The organism is Polaromonas jejuensis NBRC 106434 (assembly GCF_001598235.1).
GTDB classification, from domain to species: Bacteria; Pseudomonadota; Gammaproteobacteria; order Burkholderiales; family Burkholderiaceae_C; genus Polaromonas; species Polaromonas jejuensis.
Genome location: NZ_BCYO01000012.1, coordinates 84,626 through 106,330, shown reverse-complemented (window position 1 = coordinate 106,330; position 21,705 = coordinate 84,626). Strand labels below are relative to the sequence as shown.

Annotated in this window: 22 protein-coding genes and 1 riboswitch; of the genes, 8 read left to right on the top strand and 14 right to left on the bottom strand. The window is 64.0% G+C overall.

Features of this window, described 5'->3' with window-relative positions:
• Window positions 1–99: 99 nt before the first annotated feature.
• The 3 genes from minE to minC all read right to left on the bottom strand — a co-directional run bounded on the left by minE (window position 100) and on the right by minC (window position 2,014).
• Entirely contained in the window at window positions 100–363 is a 264-nt protein-coding gene (gene minE, locus PJE01S_RS14895) for a cell division topological specificity factor MinE (RefSeq protein WP_068834417.1), read from the bottom strand.
• A 6-nt stretch (window positions 364–369) separates the two neighbouring features.
• Entirely contained in the window at window positions 370–1,188 is an 819-nt protein-coding gene (gene minD / locus PJE01S_RS14890; RefSeq protein WP_068834416.1) for a septum site-determining protein MinD, read from the bottom strand.
• 73 nt (window positions 1,189–1,261) lie between these two features.
• Window positions 1,262–2,014, bottom strand: coding sequence for a septum site-determining protein MinC (gene minC / locus PJE01S_RS14885; protein WP_068834415.1), 753 nt, complete (start codon window positions 2,012–2,014; stop codon window positions 1,262–1,264).
• Window positions 2,015–2,224: 210 nt separating this feature from the next.
• Between minC and PJE01S_RS14880 the strand changes: the two genes are divergently transcribed.
• From PJE01S_RS14880 to PJE01S_RS14870, 3 genes are all read left to right on the top strand, one after another.
• The gene (locus tag PJE01S_RS14880) at window positions 2,225–3,382 is read left to right on the top strand and encodes a metallophosphoesterase (protein ID WP_068834414.1); all 1,158 of its coding nucleotides are present in this window, start codon (window positions 2,225–2,227) and stop codon (window positions 3,380–3,382) included.
• Between the two features lie 85 nt (window positions 3,383–3,467).
• Window positions 3,468–3,902: a PPC domain-containing DNA-binding protein gene (locus tag PJE01S_RS14875; protein ID WP_068834413.1), complete on the top strand. Its 435-nt coding sequence runs from the start codon at window positions 3,468–3,470 to the stop codon at window positions 3,900–3,902.
• 70 nt (window positions 3,903–3,972) lie between these two features.
• Window positions 3,973–4,317, top strand: a complete 345-nt coding sequence (locus tag PJE01S_RS14870; protein WP_068834412.1) for a hypothetical protein — start codon at window positions 3,973–3,975, stop codon at window positions 4,315–4,317.
• Window positions 4,318–4,399: 82 nt separating this feature from the next.
• Here PJE01S_RS14870 and PJE01S_RS14865 read toward each other — a convergent pair whose 3' ends face one another.
• From PJE01S_RS14865 to PJE01S_RS14825, 9 genes are all read right to left on the bottom strand, one after another.
• Entirely contained in the window at window positions 4,400–5,203 is an 804-nt protein-coding gene (locus tag PJE01S_RS14865) for an endonuclease/exonuclease/phosphatase family protein (RefSeq protein WP_068834411.1), read from the bottom strand.
• 419 nt (window positions 5,204–5,622) lie between these two features.
• Window positions 5,623–6,729, bottom strand: coding sequence for an ABC transporter ATP-binding protein (locus PJE01S_RS14860; protein ID WP_068834410.1), 1,107 nt, complete (start codon window positions 6,727–6,729; stop codon window positions 5,623–5,625).
• Between the two features lie 30 nt (window positions 6,730–6,759).
• Entirely contained in the window at window positions 6,760–7,785 is a 1,026-nt protein-coding gene (locus PJE01S_RS14855; protein ID WP_068834409.1) for a Gfo/Idh/MocA family protein, read from the bottom strand.
• Window positions 7,782–8,666 carry a sugar phosphate isomerase/epimerase family protein gene (locus tag PJE01S_RS14850; protein ID WP_068834408.1) on the bottom strand — a complete coding sequence of 295 codons (885 nt, stop codon included), beginning with the start codon at window positions 8,664–8,666 and terminating at the stop codon, window positions 7,782–7,784. Before PJE01S_RS14850 ends, PJE01S_RS14855 begins: the two co-directional genes overlap by 4 nt.
• An 87-nt stretch (window positions 8,667–8,753) precedes the next feature.
• Window positions 8,754–9,593, bottom strand: coding sequence for a carbohydrate ABC transporter permease (locus PJE01S_RS14845; RefSeq protein ID WP_068834407.1), 840 nt, complete (start codon window positions 9,591–9,593; stop codon window positions 8,754–8,756).
• Window positions 9,593–10,474, bottom strand: coding sequence for a carbohydrate ABC transporter permease (locus PJE01S_RS14840; RefSeq protein ID WP_068834406.1), 882 nt, complete (start codon window positions 10,472–10,474; stop codon window positions 9,593–9,595). Before PJE01S_RS14840 ends, PJE01S_RS14845 begins: the two co-directional genes overlap by 1 nt.
• 126 nt (window positions 10,475–10,600) lie before the next feature.
• Window positions 10,601–11,833 (bottom strand): ABC transporter substrate-binding protein, encoded by a 1,233-nt coding sequence (locus PJE01S_RS14835; RefSeq protein WP_068834405.1) that lies wholly within the window; start codon window positions 11,831–11,833, stop codon window positions 10,601–10,603.
• Window positions 11,834–11,864: 31 nt separating this feature from the next.
• Window positions 11,865–13,520 carry an alpha/beta hydrolase fold domain-containing protein gene (locus tag PJE01S_RS14830; protein ID WP_068834404.1) on the bottom strand — a complete coding sequence of 552 codons (1,656 nt, stop codon included), beginning with the start codon at window positions 13,518–13,520 and terminating at the stop codon, window positions 11,865–11,867.
• A 479-nt stretch (window positions 13,521–13,999) separates the two neighbouring features.
• Window positions 14,000–14,572, bottom strand: coding sequence for a Spy/CpxP family protein refolding chaperone (locus tag PJE01S_RS14825; RefSeq protein ID WP_068834403.1), 573 nt, complete (start codon window positions 14,570–14,572; stop codon window positions 14,000–14,002).
• Window positions 14,573–14,783: 211 nt separating this feature from the next.
• Window positions 14,784–14,907: riboswitch (TPP riboswitch) on the top strand.
• Between the two features lie 87 nt (window positions 14,908–14,994).
• Between PJE01S_RS14825 and thiC the strand changes: the two genes are divergently transcribed.
• From thiC to thiE, 5 genes are read left to right on the top strand one after another with little or no spacing between them, the layout of a single operon-like run.
• Window positions 14,995–16,923, top strand: a complete 1,929-nt coding sequence (thiC, locus tag PJE01S_RS14820; protein ID WP_068834402.1) for a phosphomethylpyrimidine synthase ThiC — start codon at window positions 14,995–14,997, stop codon at window positions 16,921–16,923.
• Between the two features lies 1 nt (window position 16,924).
• On the top strand, window positions 16,925–18,004 hold the full coding sequence (thiO, locus tag PJE01S_RS14815; RefSeq protein WP_068834401.1) for a glycine oxidase ThiO: 1,080 nt from the start codon (window positions 16,925–16,927) through the stop codon (window positions 18,002–18,004).
• Complete coding sequence (gene thiS / locus PJE01S_RS14810; protein ID WP_068834400.1) at window positions 18,001–18,210, top strand: sulfur carrier protein ThiS; 210 nt, start codon at window positions 18,001–18,003, stop codon at window positions 18,208–18,210. The genes thiO and thiS overlap by 4 nt, the downstream gene beginning before the upstream one ends.
• Window position 18,211: 1 nt before the next feature.
• Window positions 18,212–19,033, top strand: a complete 822-nt coding sequence (locus PJE01S_RS14805) for a thiazole synthase (RefSeq protein WP_068834399.1) — start codon at window positions 18,212–18,214, stop codon at window positions 19,031–19,033.
• Between the two features lie 9 nt (window positions 19,034–19,042).
• Window positions 19,043–19,690, top strand: a complete 648-nt coding sequence (thiE, locus tag PJE01S_RS14800; RefSeq protein WP_068834445.1) for a thiamine phosphate synthase — start codon at window positions 19,043–19,045, stop codon at window positions 19,688–19,690.
• 68 nt (window positions 19,691–19,758) lie between these two features.
• On the opposite strand, the gene PJE01S_RS14795 is transcribed toward thiE, so the two are convergent.
• Together PJE01S_RS14795 and gstA are read right to left on the bottom strand one after the other, a co-directional pair.
• Complete coding sequence (locus tag PJE01S_RS14795; protein ID WP_068834398.1) at window positions 19,759–20,868, bottom strand: alkene reductase; 1,110 nt, start codon at window positions 20,866–20,868, stop codon at window positions 19,759–19,761.
• A 125-nt stretch (window positions 20,869–20,993) separates the two neighbouring features.
• Entirely contained in the window at window positions 20,994–21,602 is a 609-nt protein-coding gene (gene gstA / locus PJE01S_RS14790) for a glutathione transferase GstA (protein WP_068834397.1), read from the bottom strand.
• Between the last annotated feature and the right edge of the window lie 103 nt (window positions 21,603–21,705).

Genomic DNA, 21,705 nt, shown 5'->3' with positions numbered 1-21,705 from the left:
GGGTGCTGCTTTTCTTTGTGCCGGCTTGCCAGCCAAATCAGCCTGCAGTCCATGCGAAACAAGGGTGGTTAGCTATTAAAAAAATAGCGCCCGGGCGGGCTACTTCTTGTCGGGCAGTTCGATCTTCACTTCCAGCACATCCAGGTTGTCCTGCCGCTCAAGGTGGAGCTTGATGTCGTCGGGATTGATGTGGATGTATTTGGCGATGACGGCGATCAGGTCGCGCTGCAGCGCCGGCAGGTAGTCGGGTTCATGGCTGCTGCGGCCGGAGCGTTCGTGCGCCAGGATGATCTGCAGCCGCTCTTTGGCGACGCTGGCGGTTTTTTTCTTTTCGCCGAGCAGGAAGGAGAGGAATGAAGCCATGGCGTGTTACTTCCCTCCAAACAGGCGTTTGAGAAAGCCGGCTTTCTGCGCGTCGATAAAGCGCATGGGCCGGTCCTTGTCGCCCAGGAAGCGTGCGATCACGTCCTTGTAGGCCTCCGACACATCGCTGCCTTCCATGTGCACGGCGGGCACGCCCTGGTTGGAGGCCTGCAGCACGGCCTCGGACTCGGGGATCACGCCGATGAGCTTGATGCGCAGGATGTCCTGGATGTCTTCGAGCGAGAGCATTTGCCCCTGGTCGACCCGGCTGGGGTTGTAGCGGGTGATGAGCAGGTGTTCCTTGATCGGGTCGCCGCCGTCGATGGCGCGCTGGGTCTTGCTGGAGAGCATGCCCAGGATGCGGTCGGAGTCGCGCACCGACGACACCTCGGGGTTGGTCACCACCAGCGCCTCGTCGGCGAAGTGCATGGCCATCAGGGCGCCGGTTTCAATGCCGGCGGGCGAATCGCAGACGATGTACTCAAAGTCCATCGCGGCGAGGTCTTTCAGGATTTTCTCCACGCCGTCCTTGGTCAGCGCGTCCTTGTCGCGGGTTTGCGAGGCGGCCAGCACAAACAGGTGGGGGCACTGCTTGTCCTTGATGAGCGCCTGGTTGAGCGTGGCCTCGCCATGGATGACGTTGACCAGGTCATAGACCACGCGGCGCTCGCAGCCCATGATGAGGTCGAGGTTGCGCAGGCCGACGTCGAAGTCGATGACGGCGGTTTTGTGGCCGCGCAGGGCCAGGCCGGTTGCAAAGCTGGCGCTGGTGGTGGTTTTGCCCACACCGCCCTTGCCAGAGGTGACCACAATGATTTTTGCCATGCGTAAGAGTCCTTTTGAAACGGTAGGGGTGTAGCTCAGGTCGGCGTTGCTGCGTGGTGACAAGTATCGGGGTTCATTGCAACACGCTCATGACCAGCTTGTCGCCGTCTGCGCCGGGCAGCAGCCGCACCTGCGTGGGCTTGCCCGCCACGTCGGGCGGCAGCGGGTTTTCACTGGTGCGGTAGACACCGGCGATCGATAGCAGCTCGGCCTCCAGCGCCAGCGAAAAAATGCGCGCCTCGGTGTTGCCGCGCGCGCCGGCCATGGCCTTGCCGCGCAGCGGTGCGTAGACATGGATGTGGCCGTCGGCAATGACTTCGGCGCCGGCGTTGACCATGGCCAGCACCACCAGATCGCGCCCGCGCGCGTACACCTGCTGGCCCGAGCGCAGGGGCCGGTCTATGACCAGGGCGCCCAGGGGCGAAGCCGGTGCAGCTGGGGCTGGCTGTCCGGCGGGTGCCGGAGCCGGCCGGCTGTTCACCAGGTGGGAGTCGGGTGCCGGCAGCAGGCCGGCTTGCAGCGCGGCGGCCATTTGCGCCGGGCTGCCGCCCTTGACGGTGATGGGCACCAGCTGGTAGCTGCCCAGCAGGCTGATGAGCGCGGGGAAGTCGATGTCCTCGTTGGCCGATGCCGTCGCCTGAAGCGGCGACAGGTCGATCATCATGGCGTCCTGGTCAAAGAAATCCGGAATGTCGCCGAAGCGCGATGCCAGTTCACGCGACAGGGCCGCGAGGTCTGTGGATTTGAGCAGCAACGCGACCAGCGGCAGGTTGGCGCTCTTGATTTCAAAGGTGGCGTGGGTGGTCGCCGGGATGGCAACGGTCATGGGCGAACAATGGGCTGGCAGTACATGGGGGCATGGCCGGTAACACGACATGCCGAGGGTATCGTGAGAAGCCGCAAATTGGCGTGCACGGGTTGTCTCATTTGTGAAGGGATGAAACGTGGCGCTTTCGCGGCGCGAGGCATTGAATGCATGCGGGTTGCGCCCATATGAAAAGGTAAAGGATAAAGGGCCTGTGCCCCTTGGAACTTCATGAACTTCTTGCCACTGGCCATTGTAGCTGCGCTGCTCCACGCTTATATCGGCACCCGCGTGCTGCCTGGGCTGGCGGGTTTTCCCACGGTCCAGCTGTGGATGGCCGGCGGCCTGGTGCTGTCGGCCTTGCTCATGCCGCTGGGGTTGATGGCGCACCGCGTGGCCAAATCGTCGCTGGCCGATGGGTTGAGCTGGATAGGCCTGCTGCTCATGGGTTTGTTTTCCTCGCTGCTGGTGCTCACCCTGCTGCGCGACGCGGCCTTGCTGGGGCTATGGCTGGTGGATGGGCTGGCGCCCGGCTGGCTGCCGCTGGCGTCTTTGCGCGCGGCATCGGCGCAGGCCGTGCCGGTGCTGGGCCTGCTCGCGACGCTGCTGGGCTTTCTGAATGCCAGGCGCACGGCGGCGGTGGTGCGGGTGGATGTGCCCATCCAGGGCCTGCCCGCCGCCTGGCAGGGCTTTACCGTGGCCCAGATCAGCGATATCCATGTGGGGCCCACCATCAAGCAGGGCTATCTGCGCCGCATTGTGGACAAGGTCAATGCACTGGAGGCCGACATGGTCGCCGTGACGGGCGATCTGGTGGATGGCCGGGTCAGCCAGCTGGCCGCGCATGTGGCGCCGCTGGCCGGGTTGCGGTCGCGCCACGGCACGTTTTTTGTGACCGGCAACCACGAGTACTACTCGGGCGCGCACGCGTGGATTGACGAGTTGCGGCGCCTGGGCCTGACCGTGCTGCTCAACCAGCATGTGGTGATTCGCCAGCCCGGTGCTGCGGGCGAGGGCGGCATGCCGCTGGTGCTGGCCGGCGTGACCGATTACGGCGCCGGCCATTTTGACGTCGCGCACCGCAGCGACCCGGAGGCCGCGCTGAAGGGCGCGCCGCCAGATGCCGTGCGCCTGCTGCTGGCGCACCAGCCGCGCAGCGCGGCGGCGGCGGCCAGGGCCGGCTTTGACCTGCAGCTGTCTGGCCACACCCATGGCGGGCAGTTTTTCCCCTGGAACCTGTTTGTGCGCCTTCAGCAGCCCTACACGGCGGGCTTGCACAAGCTGCAAAACCTGTGGGTGTATACCAGTCGCGGCACCGGTTACTGGGGCCCGCCCAAACGCTTTGGGGCGCCCTCGGAGATTACCCACCTGCGCCTGGTGGCGGCTTGAGGAAAAGACCGGAAAAGGCAGCCATCGCCTGAGTTGCCGCCATTATTCGTCTACCCTTGCGCCTACTTCCCAGCCGGAGAACCCCATGAACCCCACGCACAGCGATCCGGCGACCCAGGTGCTGCGCCTTCAACCCGGCGAGGACTTGCGCGGCGCACTGGCGGCGGCCTTCGATGAATGGCATGCCGAGGGCGGTGGCCGGGCCGGCTGCGTCATCTCTGCCGTGGGCAGCCTGTCGCAAGCCGTGCTGCGTTATGCGGCCGAGCCCCAGGGCACGCTGCTGGCGGAGCCGCTGGAGCTGATCAGCTTGTCGGGCACCCTGAGCCCGGATGGCCTGCACCTGCATGCGAGCGTGGCCGATGCCCGCGGGCAGCTGCGCGCCGGCCATGTGATGCCGGGCTGCACGGTGCGCACCACGGCCGAAATTGTGCTGGCCTGGCTGCCGGGCTGGGCCTTCAGCCGCGAGCATGATGCGCAAACCGGCTCCAAGGAACTGGTGGCGACCCCGCTCCGGCGCTGAGTGCTGCGGGGCCATTGGGTTTTTGCCGGGATGGGCGTAGAGTGAGTCCTAACTTGCGCAGGAGGTCTTCATGCAGAAACATTTCCTTGCGGGCCTACTCGGCTTGGCGCTGGGCCTGGCAGGCGGGTGGGCAGCCGCGCAGACGGCTGCGCCCGACAAGGCGCTGCCCACGAAGCCATCCGGCACGGACCCAAAGGCCGGCGGGCAGGGCAAGCCTTCCGGCGCGGACCAGACCGTGCCGCTGAAAAATCCGGTCAACCGCAACCCGGCCCGCCGCCAGCGGGCGCCCGACAGCGCCATGCCGCCAGCGCCCGATCCGCGGGATTCGACCACCCGCCCGGTGGCGCCACCGGGCGACGACGGGCGCGACGCGGTGCCGCCAGAGCCGGATATGGCGCAGGCGCCGTCCAGCTGACACCTGCCCTGTCAGCTGCGGATGCGCTCCGGCCCAACATCAGGCCTTGAGCTGCCGTTGCCGGCTTTGCGCCTCGCCGTTTTCACAACTCAATTTCCGCCGCCAGCGGCGCATGGTCCGACAGATGCGACCAGGGCCTGTTGGGCAGCACGACCGGGGCGTGGCCAATGGCATTGCGCACGTAGATGCGGTCCAGCCGCAGCAGCGGCAAGCGCGCGGGAAAGGTGCGCGCGGCATGGCCATGGGCCTGCACAAACACCTCGTGCAGGTCCGCGCCATGCGCCAGCAGCGCATGGGCGCGATGACGCCAGTCGTTGAAATCGCCGGCCACGACCACAGGCGCCTGGGCGGGAATCCCGCTGCGCACGAGGTCGCACAACATGGTCATCTGCTGAAGCCGGTGCGCCTCGATCAGGCCCAGGTGCACGCAGATGGCGTGCACATTCATGCGGCGGCCCGGCATCTGCAGTTCGCAATGCAACAGGCCGCGCCGCTCGGGGCCGCTGATGGAGACATCGTGGTTTTCGAAACGCACGATGGGAAACTTGGACAGCACCGCGTTGCCGTGGTGGCCGTTGGTGTAGACCGCGTTGCGGCCATAGGCAAACTGCGGCCAGATTTCGTCGGCCAGGAATTCGTAGTGCGGCGCCTCGGGGTAGTTGTCGTACTTGTCCTGGTGCTTGGCGTTGTCGCCAGTCACTTCCTGCAAGAACACCACGTCGGCGCCCACGCTGCGCACCGCCTCGCGCAGTTCGGGCAGGATGAACTTGCGGTTGAAAAAGGTGAAGCCCTTGTGGATGTTGACCGTGAGGACCTTGAAGGAAAACGAAGAGTCGCGGCTGGCCGCGGCCAGCGCCGCCTGCGTATCGGCTTCCACCGCGGCCATGTCGATGGCCGTATCGGCTTGAGGTGTGGACGCCGATGCCGAAGCAGGCGAGGTCCCGGATGTGCGGCGCGTGGAAGAAAGGGGCATGGAAGGCAGCATATAAATGAAAAACAGGCATAAGCGGCCTGTTGTCCTATTGTTGATCTGCGGGTGCGGGGCTGCTGTAGGACAGCAACTTATTTGCAGCGGGTCGCCACGCCCGGCATGAAAATCCAGCCCGCCCACCCGCGCCGCAGAGGCATCAAAACCAAGCTGAAAGACTGACTGTTGGGTGACGATACACCAGAGCCAATCCTGGTCAAGAGTTAGTTGTGTCTTGCAGGGGGCGGGCCGCTCCGCGCTCCGATAAGCCAGGCGGAGGGGCGCGTTAAATTGAATACAGCCTCAGCCCTTGTGAAATGGCGGGCGCCTGGCTTTTCTCAAGTTTGCGTTAGTGCCTGGCCGGTTGAAGAGTCAAAGAAATGCAGTGTGTCCGGGTTTAACGCCACCTCCAGCCGGCCGCCTTGCGCGGGGCGAACTGCGTTGGGAAACCGGCCAATCAGGTCAAAGGTGCCCAGGGCCATATGCACCACGTTCTCTGCGCCTAGCGGCTCCACCAGCGTGACTTCGAGCGACAGCGTTTTCCACAAAGGATGGCCGGCGTTGTCGCTGACCACGAGGTTTTCGGGGCGGACCCCGAGCACCACGGCCTGCGAGCTGGCATTTAAGCTCAGGGCTTCCTGAGCGGCCGTCAGTGTCAGCTCTGTGCCGTCAGGCAGCGCCAGGGCGCAGATCCCATTTTTCCGAAGCAGTGTGACCTCCATGAGGTTCATCGGCGGTGATCCGGTGAACTCAGCCACAAAGCGGTGTTTGGGCCGGTGGTAAATCTCGTCGGGCGTACCCGACTGCACGATGCGGCCTGCCTGCAACACGACGATGCGATCGGCCAGTGTCATGGCTTCGACCTGATCGTGCGTGACATAGACGACCGTACCGCCTTCGCGTTGGTGCAGTTTCTTGATTTCGGCGCGGACCTGGTTGCGCAGCAGTGCATCGAGGTTGGACAGCGGCTCGTCGAATAGAAATACCTTCGGCTTTCGCACCATGGCCCGACCCATGGCGACACGCTGGCGCTGCCCGCCCGAGAGGGCCTTGGGCAGGCGCTCCAGCAAATGCGTGATCTGCAGGGTCTCTGCAGCCTTTCCGACGCGCTGATTGATTTCATCCTGCGGCGTCTTGCGGATGCGCAGGCCGAAGGCCATGTTTTCGAACACGGTTTTGTTCGGATAGAGGGCGTAGTCCTGGAAAACCATGGCGATGTCGCGGTCGCGCGGCGGCAGGTCATTGACCACCCGGTCGCCGATGGAAATCTCGCCGCCACTGATATCTTCCAGCCCCGCAATCATGCGCATCAGCGTGCTCTTGCCGCAACCCGACGGGCCGACGAAGACCACAAATTCGCCGCTGTTGATTTCCAGGTCGACGCCGTGGATGATGGGGATCGTCCCGTAGTTTTTCTTGACCTGGCGCAGGCTTAGTTCAGACATGATGGCTTTCCTTGGTAAGACGGGTCACGCTCAGCGATGGGACAGTGCGATGGTTTTTCCGGGGTTCGCGATGCCTTCCAGCATGGCTTCCAGCACCTGCATCGCTAGCACGCCGTCGTCAATCGTGGGAAGGTCGGTGGCCTTGCCGTCGAGTGCATCAAAGTAGGCGGCAAACAGGGCGTTGTAGCCCTTGAAGTCTTCATTCGCCGCGGCGGTGAAATTGGGTTTCCACGACAGCGTGTCGACCCCGTCGGTGAGGCTGGCGGCCGGGTCGTCGGCCTTGAACGGCGGGTTGCGGAAGTAGTTGACTTCAATCACGCCATCGACTTCAACGCGGCGCTGGTCGCCCATGACCTGAATGCGTTCGACCGGCGTGCCGCGCGACTGTATCGTGCCCATGACCACGGTGCCTATGGCACCGTTTTCAAACCCGAAATGCACATGCAGCACCTGTTTGCCGGGCGAGATTTCGTTGCGGAACACGGTGACGCTGGTCACCGGCGCCACGTAGTAGCGCACCAGGTCCATGTAGTGCACGCAGTGGTGCAGGTAGAAGCCGGTGTAGTCGACGTTGCCGGTGAAGTAGGTGGGCGCGGTCATGTACTCGCCGAAGAAGGCGGACACCTTGCCGAATTCGGGCGACTTGACGACGTTGTAGGCCATGCGGTTGCCGGTGGAGTAGCGTTTCATGAAGCCGACGCCTACCGTTTTGCCTGCCGCGCGGGCCGCCGCCTGAATCGCCTTCGCGTCTGCCGCCGTGGCGCCGCACGGCTTTTCCATGAAGACGTTGATTCCGCGGTTCAGGGCGGCGATCGAGATATCACGGTGCTGCACCGGGCCCGCGGCCATTCCGACCACATCGATGCTGGGCAAGGCCAGCAGTTCCTTGTAGTCCGTGGCCACATGCTGGACGCCGTAGCGCCGTGCGACCATCTCGGCCGCGGCCAGGTTGATGTCGCAGACGCCCACCAGTTCGATGTCATGGCGGGACAGCTGCGGCAGCAGCATTTGTTCGGCGTGGCGGCCGCAGCCTACCCATACAACACGGCGCGTCATACCCGGCCTCCATTCAACGTGATCAGGTTTTTAATGAATGAGCAGGCGGCGCCCAGCTGGACTTGCTCGTCATGTGAAGGGGCTTTCCATTGCGCAAATGGAATGCCGATGCGTTCGTCGGTGCGGCGGAAAGGCTCCAGCGAAATCGTGCCGGTGTAGCCTATGTCAGCCAGGGCGCGGATGACGGGAGTCCACTCGATATGGCCGGTGCCGAGGTAACCGCGGTGGTTCTCGTTGGCCTGGAAATGAATCATGTGCTTGCCGGCCTCACGGATGGCACCAGGGATGTCATCGTCTTCCATATTCATATGGAAGGTGTCGAGTACCAGGCCGACGGCGGGATGGTCCACCATCTTTGCCAGCGCGATGCCCTGGCGGGTGGTGTTGAGAATGTCGGTTTCAAAACGGTTGAGCGGCTCGACGCCGAAACGTACCCCGGCCTGGGCGGCGACAACGGCGCCTTTCTTCAGGCCGTCAACGGCCCGGTCGACGCGCTGCAGGCGCAGGCTCTCGTCCACCGGGTGCGGGGCGCGACCGGCAAAAACCAGCGGGTTGCCATACAGCGGACCGCCGACGATGGACGCGCCAAGTTTGCTGGCTGCCTCCACGCAGTAGTGCAGGTAGTCCACGCCAGCCTGGCGCTTGCTTGCGTCGTCCGAGCAAAGATTGCGGTCCAGGTTGACGCGCGCGGCCAGAACGACACCGAGCCCTTCGTCGGCCAGTGCTTTGCCTGCCACGCCCAGATCAATTTCGCCGGCTTCCGGCACCAGCATTTCGACGAAGTCGTAGCCGGCTGATTTCCAGCGGGCCAACTGGGGAAGTTCCTTCGCTGTGAAGGGACGTTGATGCTGCATCGAAATGATGCCTATCGGATTGCTCATGTTGTCATTTCCTTGCTAGTGATGCCAGTACGGACTGGCGGGAGTAAATGCGGATGAATGTTTTCCTGGCGTTGGGTTCAATGCTGCCTAGCCCTTGACCGCGCCCTGCGTCATGCCGGAGATCAGTCGTTTCTGGATCAGCATGAAAAGCAGCGTGACGGGCAGGGCGCCGACCACGCCACCGGCGGTCAGCAAACCCCAGGCGATCTCGTACTCGCCAATCAGCGTCTGCACCGCGACCGTGAGCGTGCGTACTTCCTGACCGGCCAATACCTGGGCATAAAGAAATTCGTTCCATGAGGTGATGAAGATATAGATGCCGGTGGCAATGACCCCCGGCAGCGTCAGCGGCAGGACCACGCGGAACATGGCGCCGAGCGCGCTGCAGCCGTCGACCATGGCCGCTTCATCGAGGCTGCGTGGAATGGCATTGAAGTAGCTGATCATCATCCAGGTGGCAAAGGGCACCGAGAAGGTCGAGTGGGCCAGGATCAGCGCCAGATGGGTGTCCAGCAGGTTGAGCTGACGCATGATGATGAACAGCGGAATGATCAGCAGGATCAGCGGAAACATGTTGACCAGCAGAAATTTCATCATCAACAGCCTGCGCCCGGGGAAGCGAAAGCGTGAGAAGGCATAGGCGGCCGTCAGGCTCAAGGACAGTCCCAGCGCGACGGTGCCGAGCGCCACGATCAGGCTGTGGCCCACATTGGTCAGGAAGGATGTTTTGGTGAGCAGGCGGACATAGTTCTCCAGCGTGTAGACCTGCGGAAGCAGGGCGCGTTGCGGGCTGAAGAGTTCGGACTCCGGCTTGACTGAAGTCAGCAGCATCCAGAGGTAGGGGCCGAGTGCGAATAGCACGATCAGGGCCATCGGCAGGTGCAGCGTGAGCAGGCGAAGTAGCCACGCCTTGTTGGAATTTCGCATTATTCGAGGTCCTTGCCCGCACGGCGCAGGTAGAGCACGATCAGGCCCAGCAAAAGGATGGAGAAGCTCACGGCAAGAGCGGTGCCGTAACCCAGGTCCATGCTGGCGTAGGTTCGCTTGAAAGCGTAAAGCGGCAGCGTCTGCGACGCATAGCCCGGGCCGCCACCCGTCATCACATAGATCACGTCAATGGAATTGGCCACCCAGATCAGGCGCAGCATCACGGCGGTGACCAGCACGCCCTTGAGGCCGGGCAATGTGATGGCGCAGAACTTTTGCCACGTGGTGGCGCCGTCAATCGATGCGGCTTCATACAGGTTGGAAGGAATCGTCTGCAGGCCCGCCAGGATCATGATGGCGAAGAAGGGAAAGCCCTGCCAGATCAGCGCCACCATGATGGAGTACAGCGCGGTGTCGGGGCCAGCCAGCCAGGGAATGGCGGCCTGCAGCAGGCCGAGGCGCAGTGCCAGGTCATTGAGCACGCCGACCTGGGGGTGGTAAATCCACGACCACATCAGGCCGATGATCACGCTGGGCAAGGCCCACGGAATCAGGATCAGGCTGCGGGCCAGGCCGCGCCAGCGAAATTGCTGGTTGAGCAGCAGGGCGGTGACCAGACCGAGCAGCAGTTGCAGGGGAACAGTCACGCCGATCCAGATGACGGTGCGTCCCAGCGATGACCAGGCGACAGGGTCGTGCAGGATGGCCCAATAGTTGTCGAACCAGATGAAGGCCACATCACGCGGCTTCCAGAGCACATTGCGGTAAAGGCTGGTGATCGCCGCCTGAAGCATGGGGTAGAACACCAGGATCAGCGTGGCGAGAACGGCCGGGGACAGCAGCGCATAGGGCAATACATTGCCCTTGAAACCTCTTGGCATCTCGGATTCCCGTGTTGGAGTGTCGATAAGGTGGACCCCAGCGTCAGCGTGTGTTTAGCCGCGCCGAGGTCCTGTCAATCGGAACGCAATTGGGGGCGGGCTGTATGCCTTTCCCCGGGGCGTCGATCAGCGCGGAGAGAAGTGCTTGGCGACGTTGTCCATCATTTGGGCCGAGGTGATTTCACCCGCCATGGCGCGCTGCATGTTGGTTGGCCACACGGTGGAGACGAAATCAGCAGTTTCCGGCACGGCTGGCAGCGGCTTGGCAAAGGGCAGGGAATTGGCCGTGGCCGTGATGAAGCGCGCTGGCGCCTGAACCTTGCCGGCCGCGCTCTTCGTGATGGTCATCTGGCCGGTGGCCTGCACGAACTTGGCGTTGTTGCCGCCTTCGCTCAAAAATGCCATCCACTTCCAGGCGGCATCCTTGACCTTGGACGTCTTGAACAAGGCCGTCGACTCATCCCCGAAATAGGTCCAGCGCTGGCCACCGCAGGCAGGGACCGGCACGGCCGAGACCTTGTCGCCCAGCGTGGCGACCAGGCTGTTGGCCGAGCCCAGGTGGTGGAACATCATCGCGGTCTGGCCGGATTTGAACGCGCTGATGATTTCGTTGAACCCGTCGTTGGGGGCTGAGGGCGGGGACACCTTGTGGGTGCGGAACAGGTCGATGTACCAGTTGTTGGCCGCAACCACCTTGGGCTTGACCATGTCCGTGCCGTTCAGGTTGCCCTGTGACAGGACAAAGGGCCCCCAGTTGTCCTGTCCGCCTTTGCCGCCGCGCATGCCGAATCCGTATTGCGGAACGCCGCCGTTGGCCGAGGCCGGCAGGGTGAGCTTTTTAGCGGCGTCAAGAAATTGCTCGCAGGTCTCGGGTGCGGAAAGCTTGGCTTTGGCAAAGAGGTCGGCGCGGTAGTAGAGGTAGACCACCACGTACTGAAGCGGCAGGTAGTACTGCTTGCCGTTGGCCGCCTTGTTGATTTCAAACAGGTTGGGCGCGACGTCGGCCTTGCCCGACCAGCTGTTGATCTGGCGATCGATAGGCTCCAGGGCGTCCATTTCAACCAGCTGCGGCTGTTGTGCCAGTTTGACCATGGCGACATCGGGCGACTTGCCGCCAACGACCGAGGTAAAGAGCTTGTCGTAGTAGCTGTTCCACGGCACGTTTTGGGCATTGATGGTGATGCCCTTGTTCTTTGTCTGAAAGTCGTTGACGAGCCCGTCCATGATTTTGGTCTGCTCGGGATTGTCGAAGTGGTACCAGAAGACCACATTCTGGGGCGTCTGGGCATGGGCGAGGCCGCCGCCGAGTGCCAGGGTGATGCTGGTCAGAAGCAGGCGTCTTGTTTTGTTGAATCGCATGATTTGTCTCCTAGTGGTTATGAATTCCCGCTTACCGGGCTTGTTGGCGCGCACGCAGGAAGGCCGCCGCGTCGTTAAAGGCTTGCAGGGCCTGGGGGAGTTCCGAGCTCATTTGCATGAAGCCGTGAATGACGCCTTCGTAGTTGTGGAACTCGAATGGTGTGCTGGTCAGCGCCAGCCTTTGAACCAGTGCGGTGGTGTCGTCGTGCAGCGGGTCCAGCCCTGCGGCGTTGAGAAAGAGCGGAGGCAGGCCCGACAAGTCGCCGCGCAGGGGCGAGACGCGCGGGTCTTCCGGATCGCGGCGACTGCCTGACAGGTACTGTTTGCGGTACCAGTCCATGCGTTCGCTTGACAGGCCAAAACTGCCTGTGCCGCAGGATCGATGCGACGGCGTGCTGTGGTCGGCCGCGTAAACGCCATAAAACAGCAAGGCTGCGTCGGGCAACACTTCACCCAGATTGCGCAGGTCAAACATCATGGCCAGCGCCAGGTTGGCGCCTGCCGAGTCGCCCGCCACGTACCAGGGCGCCGCGCCGCCGGACTGCATGCGCAGCCAGCGCCAGGCCCAAGTGCAATCGTTCAGCCCGGCGGGGAAGGGGGCATCAGGGGCCAGGCCGTAGTCCACGCCGATCACCGTGCATTGCGTCAGTTCGGCCAGCCGTGCCATGGCGCCCAGATGGGTTTCGTTGTTGCCAAATGTCCAGCCGCCGCCATGGATATGAAAAATGGTGCCGCAGGCCGCGTTGTGGTTCTTGATGTGTTCGATGCGCAGGGCGCCTATGCCCTGGTGTCCCTGTGCATTGCGGCCTTGCTGCGCGGGCGCTGGAATGGTGAAACGCTCAATTCGGAAGTCGTCTTCAGCGATGCGGTTCCATCGCGCGTTGACGTGGGCAAACTGCGCGTGGGCCTGCTCGCGGCCCAGCGTGGTGATCACCGGGAGGTGCCCGTCTTCCTTCTGCAGGCGGTCAAAAATGGCCTGTTGCTCCGGTGCCATGCACAGTGGCGCGCTGGTCGAGGCCGGCGCACGGGCGTTGTCCATGCCCACCACACTTTGGATGTGATGGCGCAGCACACGCTCGACTTCTGCCGCGTCGCGTGTTTGCAGGGCCTCCACGATGGCCCAGTGGCGCGACGCGGTTTCCTGCAAGGTGCGCGGGGCATTCACCAGCGAGATCTTGTTGCGGTGGTTGTAAAGCGAGCAGCGAATCAGGACCGGGACCAGCGCCGGCATATTGGCCACCTGGAACAAGGTGATATGAAATTGCTGGTCCAGCTCGAACAGGCTGTACTCGTCGCCTTGTCCGGCGACCCGTTCCATCTCCCGCACGATGCCCGACAGTTTCTCGATATGTTCCGCACGGATATTGGGCACGGAATACACCACCGCCTGGGATTCGAGTTGGGCTCGCAGATTGAGAAACGCCTGGGCTTCATTGGGGGAAATGGGAGATACCACGCTGCCGCGGTAGCCCTGGCGCACGATCAGGCCTTCTTCCTGCAGACGCAGCAGGGCTTCACGCACGGTGCCCTGGCTGCAACCCATGGTGCTGGCGACTTCCAGTTCGACGATCGGCTGTCCGTCCTTGATGGAGGACAGGATGATCTGCTTGCGCAACCAGCTGTAAACCTCCTCACCCTTGCGAGGTGCTGTGGTTGGCTGCGGCTTTGGCGTGACGGCTTGATCCATGGGCTTAATGTATCGATATCGATAATTAATCACAAGAACTTTGGATTAGGGTTTTCACCAACATGCAACTGAAATTTCATCTCATGACAACTATTGTGCTGACCGTCAACGGGTAATTATTTCTTATAACTAATTGTTTATAAACGGAATTATTGGAATTTCATGGCTTGCATCGTTGCTGGGCGATGGAAAAAACAGGATGACTGGCCATGATGATGGATCTGGTGTCTGGCTTCTCGACCGAACAAATAAAGCATGGCATCAATCATTATCGATATTTAATGATGGACAAACCAGGCCGACAGAACAGCTCAGGCGGCGCCGGAGTATCCAGATGCACGGATCACCCATGACAGACGGCAGACAATATGGCCTGAAAAAAGAAGGCCTGCACCGGCGCCCCTTGATGGAGCGAAGTGCAGGCCTTGTGGCCGTGTTCAGCCACAAGCAGCGGCTGGGGGGCAGTTCAACGCATCAGCTCAGCCCTTTTTCGGTTCATGGTCGTCGTGATGGCGGGGGCCGCCACGGCCTCCGTACGGACCGTGTTTCTTGAGTTCGGCGTCAAAGGTTTTTTGCTGCTCGGGGCTCAGGGTCGCATAAAAGGCCTTGGTGGCCTCGCCGCGCTTGTCCATGGCCGCGCTCATTTCGGCCATGCGCTGGGTGCGCAGGGCGCGCATCTTGTCGATGCGCTCGGGGGTGGTGAGCTTGTCGAACTCGGCGCGTTGTTCGGCCGTGAGGCGCTCGCCCATGCGGGCAGGCGGCTTCATGGCCTCGGTGTAGGTGGTCCAGGCGCCCTCTTGCGACGCCGTGATCTTGAGCTTGGCTTTCAGCTCGGCCTGGCGCTTGGCCATCCAGGCCTGCATTTTGGCCGGGTCATGGCGACCCATCCTGTGATCGCCATCGTGTGGTGCTGCCGGTTTCGTGGCGGCGGCGGGGGCCGCTGCGGGCGCGGCGGGCGTACCCTGTGCCATGGCGCCGGCGCCCGCGGTCGCCAGCAGGCCGGCGAGGACGAGGCCGTTGAGGGCGGCCAGGGGTTTGAGAGCGAATTGCATGAAAACTTCCTTTCGGGAAAAGAGAGAGAAGGCGCCTGTGACCGCCACCTGAGATCAGGTGCTGGCTGCAGGTTGAAGGCCAGTGTGGCGGGCGCGTGTATATGCGCCATTGCGCCGCCGTGATGGTTTGTAAAGTTTGGTGAAAGTTGCGTGGTGCGGGCAACCGGGCTGGACTGGCCGTTGCCACGGACCGGTGCCGTGCTTACAATGGCCCAGCTTGTCGGGGTGCCAAGGATGTTTCCAAAAGGATTCTTCTGAGGCTGAGATCGCAGAATGCGAGACCCGCTGAACCTGATCGGGATCATCCCCGCGTAGGAAACAACGCACTTTGGCTCCGGTACCCCGCAACGACACCCTTCACAGGTGTTTTCGGCGACATCTCCGGCTCCCCAGGCAGGCACCCCCACCTTCTGGAGATAGCCATGGCCAAAACCCGCCTTACCGTTGACACCAACGACCTCGCCAGCCGCATCACGCGCGCGCCTTTTCCCGGTTCCCGCAAGATTTATATCGAAGGCTCGCGCCCCGATGTCCGCGTGCCTTTTCGCGAGGTCACGCTGACCGACACACTGGTGCACGAGGGTGCCGGCGAGCCGCGCCGCGAAGCCAACCCGCCGCTGCGCCTGTATGACGCCTCGGGTGTCTACACCGACCCGGCCGCGACTATCGACATCACGCGCGGCCTCGCCCCGCTGCGCGGCGCGTGGATTGCCGACCGCGGCGACACCGAGGCGCTGCCCGGCATCAGTAGCGCCTATGGCCGCGAACGCCTGAACGACCCGGCGCTCGCCGCGCTGCGCATGGCGCATGCGCCCGTGCCGCGCCGCGCCAAGGCGGGCGCCAATGTCTCGCAGATGCACTACGCGCGCAAAGGCATCATCACGCCGGAGATGGAATACATCGCCGTGCGCGAGAACCTGGTGCGCGCACAGCTGGCCGAGCGCCTGGCGACCGAGCGCATGCCCAAGGCGGGCCATTCCTTCAACGCATCGATTCCCAAGGAAATCACGGCGGAATTCGTGCGCGACGAAGTGGCGCGCGGCCGTGCCGTGATCCCGAACAACATCAACCACCCCGAGAGCGAGCCGATGATCATTGGCCGCAACTTTTTGATCAAGGTCAACGCCAACATCGGCAACTCGGCCGTGACCTCGTCGATTGAAGAGGAAGTGGACAAGCTGGTCTGGTCCATCCGCTGGGGCGCCGACACGGTGATGGACCTCTCGACCGGCGAGAACATCCATGAAACCCGCGAATGGATTTTGCGCAACTCGCCGGTGCCGATTGGCACGGTGCCGATTTACCAGGCGCTGGAAAAGGTCAACGGCAAGGCCGAAGACCTGACCTGGGAAATCTTCCGCGACACGCTGATCGAGCAGGCCGAGCAGGGCGTGGACTACTTCACCATCCATGCCGGCGTGCGCCTGGCCTATGTGCCGCTGACGGCGAACCGCCTGACCGGCATCGTCTCGCGCGGCGGCTCCATCATGGCCAAGTGGTGTCTGTCGCATCACAAGGAAAGCTTTTTGTACGAGCGCTTCGACGAGATCTGCGAGATCATGAAGGCCTACGACGTCTGCTTCTCGCTGGGCGACGGCCTGCGCCCCGGCTCGATCGCCGACGCCAACGACGAAGCGCAGTTTGCCGAGCTGCACACGCTGGGCGAGCTGACGCAGATTGCCTGGAAGCACGACGTGCAGGTGATGATTGAAGGCCCGGGCCATGTGCCGCTGCAGCTGGTGAAGGAAAACGTCGACAAGCAGCTCGAGGCCTGCTTCGAGGCGCCGTTCTACACCCTGGGCCCGCTGATCACCGACATCTCGCCGGGCTACGACCATATTTCCTCGGCCATGGGCGCGGCCAACATCGGCTGGTATGGCACGGCCATGCTGTGCTACGTGACGCCCAAGGAGCACCTGGGCCTGCCTAACCGCGACGACGTGAAGCAGGGCCTGATCGCCTACAAGATTGCGGCACACGCGGGCGACCTGGCCAAGGGCTACCCCGGTGCGCAGATGTGGGACAACGCAGTGTCGAAAGCGCGCTTTGAATTCCGCTGGGAAGACCAGTTCCGCCTGGCGATCGATCCCGACACGGCCATGGCCTATCACGACGAAACCCTGCCGAAAGAGAACGCCAAGGTGGCGCATTTCTGCTCGATGTGCGGGCCCAAGTTCTGCTCGATGAAGATCTCGCAGGAGGTGCGCGAGTTTGCGCGGCTCAACCCAGAGACGACCACGCTGGCCGCGCCCGGCGTGATTGCGATCAAGCAGATCCCCGCCGACATTGAAACGGGGTTTGAGGAGAAAGCCGAGGAGTTCCGCAAGGGCGGCAACGAAATTTACTCCTGACATGAGCACCCTGCACATCGGCATCGCGGGCGCCGGCCTGGCCGGGCGCACGCTGGCCTGGCGCCTGCTGCGCGCCGGCTGCCGCGTCAGCCTGTTCGATGCGCGCAGCCGGGACGACCTGGCCACGGCCTCCATGACGGCGGCGGCCATGCTCTCGCCGCTGGCCGAGCTGGCGGTGTCTGACGACGTGGTGTTTGCGCTGGGCCAACGGTCCATGCAGCTGTGGCCGCAGTGGATTGCCGAGATTGAAGAACGCGCAGGCAAAGTGTATTTCCGGCGGGAAGGCACGCTGGTGGTTGCGCATACGCCCGACCAGTCGTCGCTGGAGCATTTCACGCGCCTGCTGCATCACAAGCTACCCGAGGCCTGCCGTGCCCAGGTGCAGACGCTCGATGGCGCGGCCCTGGCCCGGTACGAGCCCGCGCTGGCGGGCCGCTTCGGCGGTGGCCTGTTTTTGGAGGGCGAAGGCCAGCTCGCCAATGACCAGTGGATGGCGGCGCTGGCGACCGAGATAGACAGGCTGGGTGCGCGCTGGCATGAAGGCAAGGCCGTTGACCGCGTGGAAGAACAGCGCATCCTGTGCGCGGGTGAAGTGCATGCGTTCGACGTCACGGTGGACACGCGCGGTGTCGGCAGCAAGCCGCAGTGGCCTCTTGAGAGTCCTTTGCGCGGCGTGCGCGGCGAGGTGCTGACGGTGGAATGCCAGGGCGTGACCCTGCGGCGGCCCGTGCGCCTGATGCACCCGCGCTACCAGCTCTATGTGGCGCCGCGGCCCGATCACCGCTTTGTGGTCGGCGCGACCGAGCTGGAGTCGGAAGACACCGGCCCCGTGACCCTGCGCTCCACCCTGGAGTTGGGCAGCGCCTTGTACAGCCTGCACCCGGCCTTTGGCGAGGCGCGCGTGCTGCGCCTGGCCGCCGCCCTGCGTCCGGCGCTGGACGACCACCGGCCTGTCGTGGTGCGGCGCGCGGGCGTGTGGCACCTCAACGGCTTATACCGGCACGGTTATCTGTGCGCGCCGGCACTGGTCGATGAACTGGCCCGTCAACTGTTGGGAACCAGCGCTGAGAAAGTGACATGACGATGCTTGAAATTTCATTGAATGGCGAGCGCCTTGAAACGCAGGCGGCCACCCTGCAGGCTTTGTTGCTGGCGCGCGGCTATGCGCTACAGGGCGCGTTCGCCTGTGCCATCAACAAGGCCTTTGTGCCGCGTTCGCAGTGGCCCGAACGCAGGCTGCAAAACGGCGACTGCATTGATGTGATCACACCGATTCAAGGAGGCTGAAATGGACATTGATTTGACGGCCCGGACGGTCGCCCACGGCGAGCCGTGGCGCGTGGCCGGCACGACCCTGGCGAGCCGCTTTTTTCTGGGCACCTCGCATTACCCCTCGCCGCAAATCCTGAGCGATGCGGTGCGCGCCAGCGCTACCCAGGTGCTGACGGTCGGCCTGCGCCGCCTGCAGCCCGAAAGCGGCGGCGGCAACAGTTTCTGGCAGCGCATCCAGGCGCTGGGCTGCCACATCCTGCCGAACACGGCAGGCTGCCACAGCGCGCAGGAAGCCATCACGCTGGCGCAGATGGCGCGCGAGATTTTTGGCACGGCGTGGATCAAGCTGGAGGTGATAGGCGACGACTACACCTTGCAGCCCGACACCCTGGCCACGCTGGAGGCGGCGACCACGCTGGCGAAGGACGGTTTTGCGGTGTTTGCCTACACCACCGATGACCTGGTGATGGCGCAGCGCCTGCACGGCGCCGGCTGCGCGGCCGTGATGCCCTGGGCGGCACCGATTGGCACCGGCCGCGGGCCGCTGAACCCTTACGCGCTGGAGACCATGCGCCGCCGCCTGCCGGATGCGGTGCTCATCGTGGATGCGGGCCTGGGCCGGCCCTCGCATGCCGCGCAGGTGATGGAGCTGGGCTTTGATGCGGTGCTGCTGAACACGGCGGTGGCGCAGGCCGGCGACCCGGTGCGCATGGCGCGCGCCTTTGCCGACGGCGTGGCCGCGGGCCGCGCGGCCTATGAGTCCACCCCCATGCCCGAGCGCGCCGCCGCGCAGGCCTCCACCCCCACCGTGGGCATGCCGTTCTGGCATGCGCCTTGAATGACTGCCATGAATCCCATCAACGCTTTCCCGTCCCTCACCGGCCCCATCGGCTTTTACCCCGTGGTGCCCGATGCCGCCTGGGTGCAGCGCCTGCTGGGCTGGGGTGTGCGCACCATCCAGCTGCGCTTCAAGGCCGCCGGCCACACGCCTGCCGAGATTGAGCAGGAGGTGCGCGCCGCCGTGGCGGCCGGGCGTGCCGTGCCGGGCGCCCAGGTGTTCATCAACGACCACTGGCAGCTGGCGCTGAGCGCCGGTGCCTACGGCGTGCACCTGGGCCAGGAAGACCTGGACAGCGCCGACCTGAACGCGTTGCGCAGCGCCGGCTTGCGGCTGGGCCTGAGCACCCACACGCCGGCCGAGCTGGCGCGCGCGCATGCGGTGCGGCCTTCCTACCTGGCGATTGGCCCTGTCTACCCGACCACGCTGAAGGTCATGCCTTACGAGCCGGTCGGGCTGGAGCGGCTGAAGGCCTGGGCCGCGCAGGCGGCGCTGCAACCGGCGCTTCCGGTGGTGGCGATTGGCGGCATCTCGCTGGACCGCATCCCCGGCGTGATGGCCTGTGGCGTGGCCGGCGTGGCGGTGGTCAGTGCCGTGACGCAGGCGGCGGACCCGCAGCAGGCCGCACGCAGTGGCCTGTTGCTGGCGGCTCCCTGAAACGGGGCTGATAACGGGCTGTGAAGCCTGAAAGCGCCTTCCAGCCCTTGCCGCACGGGCGCTATAAGCTATTTATTTGATAGCGTCGGATAGTCGGTGTAGCCCTCGGCGCCGCCGCCGTAAAAGGTGGCCTTGTCCGGCTCGTTGAGCGGGGCGTTGCGGAACAGGCGCTCCACCAGGTCGGGGTTGGCGATGTAGGGCTTGCCAAAGGCGACCAGGTCGGCGCCGCCCTTCACGGCCTGTTCGGCCAGGGCCTTGTCGTAGCCGTTGTTGACCATCCAGGCGCCCCTGCCGCCGGCGGCGCGGTAGGCGGCCTTGAGCGCGGCATAGTCAAACGGGCGCTCGGCCAGCTCGCGCGGGCCGCCGGTGGCGCCCTCGATGATGTGGATGTAGGCCAGGTTCAGCGGAGCGAGCTGGCGCACCACGTAGTCAAACAGCGGCTGCGGGTCGCTGTCGTGCACATCGTTGGCGGGCGTGACGGGGGACAGGCGTATGCCGGTGCGGCCGCCGCCAATCGAGTCGGCGATGGCGCGTGTCACTTCCAGCAGCAGGCGCGCACGGTTCTTGATGCTGCCGCCGTAGTCGTCGCTGCGCTGGTTGGCGCCGTTCTTCAGGAACTGGTCGAGCAGGTAGCCGTTGGCGCCGTGAATTTCCACGCCGTCAAAGCCGGCGGTTTCCACCGCATTGCGTGCGGCCGCCTGGTAGGTGTGCACGATGTCGGGCAGTTCTTCGAGCCGCAGCGCGCGTGGCGCGGAGGTGTCCACAAACGTGGGCACGCCGTCCCTGATCAGCACGGTCTTGGTCTTGGCGGTGATGGCCGAGGGCGCCACCGGCTGGCCGCCGCCCGGCTGCAATTCGCGGTGCGAGACGCGGCCCACATGCCAGAGCTGCACCACGATTTTTCCACCCTCCTCATGCACGGCCTCGGTGACCTGTTTCCAGCCATCGAGCTGTTCGCTGCCGTAGAGGCCGGGCACGTCGGCATAGCCCTGGCCCTGCTGGCTGATGGCGGTGGCTTCGGTGATCATGAGGCCGGCGCTGGCGCGCTGGGCGTAGTACTCGGCCATGAGGGGCGTCGGAATCGCGTCGGGCGCGCGGTTGCGCGTCAGCGGCGCCAGCACGATGCGATTGGCGAGTTGCAGGTCGCCGGCCTGGACGGAGTCGAATAAGGAAGGCATGAAATGTCCGCGGTGAATAAAGGGCGTTGAAAAACAGCCTCCAGTGTGTGCCCGGATGAATGGGCGTGTGCAACACGGGCTGCTGCAATCATGCTAATGGGCTGCGCTGCATGCGCCCGGCGCGTTTAACCGAGCAGGCCTTCCTCCTGCATCGCCTTCTGCACGGCGGGGCGGGCGGCCACGCGGGCGCGGAAGGCGGCGAGGTTGGCAAGGCCGGAAATATCCACCCCCACCACGGGCGCCCAGTTGGTCACGGTGAAGAGGTAGGGGTCGGCCACGCTGAAGCTGTCGCCCATCAGGTAGGACTTGCCGGCGAGCTGGCCATCGACCCATTTCAGGCGCGACTGCAGCTTCTCTACCATCATGGTCTTGTACTCGGCCGGGGTGGCCGGGTTGAACAGCGGGCTGAAGTTCTTGTGGACTTCGGTGGCTATGAAGTGGAGCCAGGACTGCAGCTGGGCGCGCGCCACCGTGCCGTTGGCCGGGGCCAGCTTTTTGTCGGGCACCTGGTCGGCGATGTACTGCACGATGGCCGGGCCTTCCGTCAGGCGCGTGCCGTCGTCCAGCTCCAGCAGGGGCACATAGCCCAGCGGGTTGATGCTGTAGTAGTCGGTGCCGTCGGGCAGCTGGTGGGTTTTGGTGGGGGCCAGCACATGCTCAAACTGCAGGCCAGACTCATGCAGCGTGATGTGGGGAGACAGGGAGCAGGCGCCGGGAGAGTAGTAAAGCTTCATGGGTTTGTCCTTGGTAAGGCGTTGAGGGAGATGGAAACGGCGAAACCGTGAATTAGTCAGGAAAGCCAGTCCTCCATGCTAGCCGGACGGCAGGTTTTCTGCT

Bases quoted from the DNA above. Each gene is read 5' to 3' on its own strand.
- PJE01S_RS14855 (WP_068834409.1), bottom strand. From the start codon at position 7,785: ATGACGCGCCGTGTTGTATGGGTAGGCTGCGGCCGCCACGCCGAACAA.
- thiC (WP_068834402.1), top strand. From the start codon at position 14,995: ATGGCCAAAACCCGCCTTACCGTTGACACCAACGACCTCGCCAGCCGC.
- PJE01S_RS14795 (WP_068834398.1), bottom strand. From the start codon at position 20,868: ATGCCTTCCTTATTCGACTCCGTCCAGGCCGGCGACCTGCAACTCGCC.
- thiO (WP_068834401.1), top strand. From the start codon at position 16,925: ATGAGCACCCTGCACATCGGCATCGCGGGCGCCGGCCTGGCCGGGCGC.
- thiE (WP_068834445.1), top strand. From the start codon at position 19,043: ATGAATCCCATCAACGCTTTCCCGTCCCTCACCGGCCCCATCGGCTTT.
- minC (WP_068834415.1), bottom strand. From the start codon at position 2,014: ATGACCGTTGCCATCCCGGCGACCACCCACGCCACCTTTGAAATCAAG.
- gstA (WP_068834397.1), bottom strand. From the start codon at position 21,602: ATGAAGCTTTACTACTCTCCCGGCGCCTGCTCCCTGTCTCCCCACATC.
- PJE01S_RS14825 (WP_068834403.1), bottom strand. From the start codon at position 14,572: ATGCAATTCGCTCTCAAACCCCTGGCCGCCCTCAACGGCCTCGTCCTC.
- PJE01S_RS14805 (WP_068834399.1), top strand. From the start codon at position 18,212: ATGGACATTGATTTGACGGCCCGGACGGTCGCCCACGGCGAGCCGTGG.
- PJE01S_RS14880 (WP_068834414.1), top strand. From the start codon at position 2,225: ATGAACTTCTTGCCACTGGCCATTGTAGCTGCGCTGCTCCACGCTTAT.
- PJE01S_RS14860 (WP_068834410.1), bottom strand. From the start codon at position 6,729: ATGTCTGAACTAAGCCTGCGCCAGGTCAAGAAAAACTACGGGACGATC.
- PJE01S_RS14850 (WP_068834408.1), bottom strand. From the start codon at position 8,666: ATGAGCAATCCGATAGGCATCATTTCGATGCAGCATCAACGTCCCTTC.
- PJE01S_RS14870 (WP_068834412.1), top strand. From the start codon at position 3,973: ATGCAGAAACATTTCCTTGCGGGCCTACTCGGCTTGGCGCTGGGCCTG.
- minE (WP_068834417.1), bottom strand. From the start codon at position 363: ATGGCTTCATTCCTCTCCTTCCTGCTCGGCGAAAAGAAAAAAACCGCC.
- PJE01S_RS14835 (WP_068834405.1), bottom strand. From the start codon at position 11,833: ATGCGATTCAACAAAACAAGACGCCTGCTTCTGACCAGCATCACCCTG.
- PJE01S_RS14875 (WP_068834413.1), top strand. From the start codon at position 3,468: ATGAACCCCACGCACAGCGATCCGGCGACCCAGGTGCTGCGCCTTCAA.
- PJE01S_RS14865 (WP_068834411.1), bottom strand. From the start codon at position 5,203: ATGGCCGCGGTGGAAGCCGATACGCAGGCGGCGCTGGCCGCGGCCAGC.
- thiS (WP_068834400.1), top strand. From the start codon at position 18,001: ATGACGATGCTTGAAATTTCATTGAATGGCGAGCGCCTTGAAACGCAG.
- PJE01S_RS14830 (WP_068834404.1), bottom strand. From the start codon at position 13,520: ATGGATCAAGCCGTCACGCCAAAGCCGCAGCCAACCACAGCACCTCGC.
- PJE01S_RS14845 (WP_068834407.1), bottom strand. From the start codon at position 9,593: ATGCGAAATTCCAACAAGGCGTGGCTACTTCGCCTGCTCACGCTGCAC.
- minD (WP_068834416.1), bottom strand. From the start codon at position 1,188: ATGGCAAAAATCATTGTGGTCACCTCTGGCAAGGGCGGTGTGGGCAAA.
- PJE01S_RS14840 (WP_068834406.1), bottom strand. From the start codon at position 10,474: ATGCCAAGAGGTTTCAAGGGCAATGTATTGCCCTATGCGCTGCTGTCC.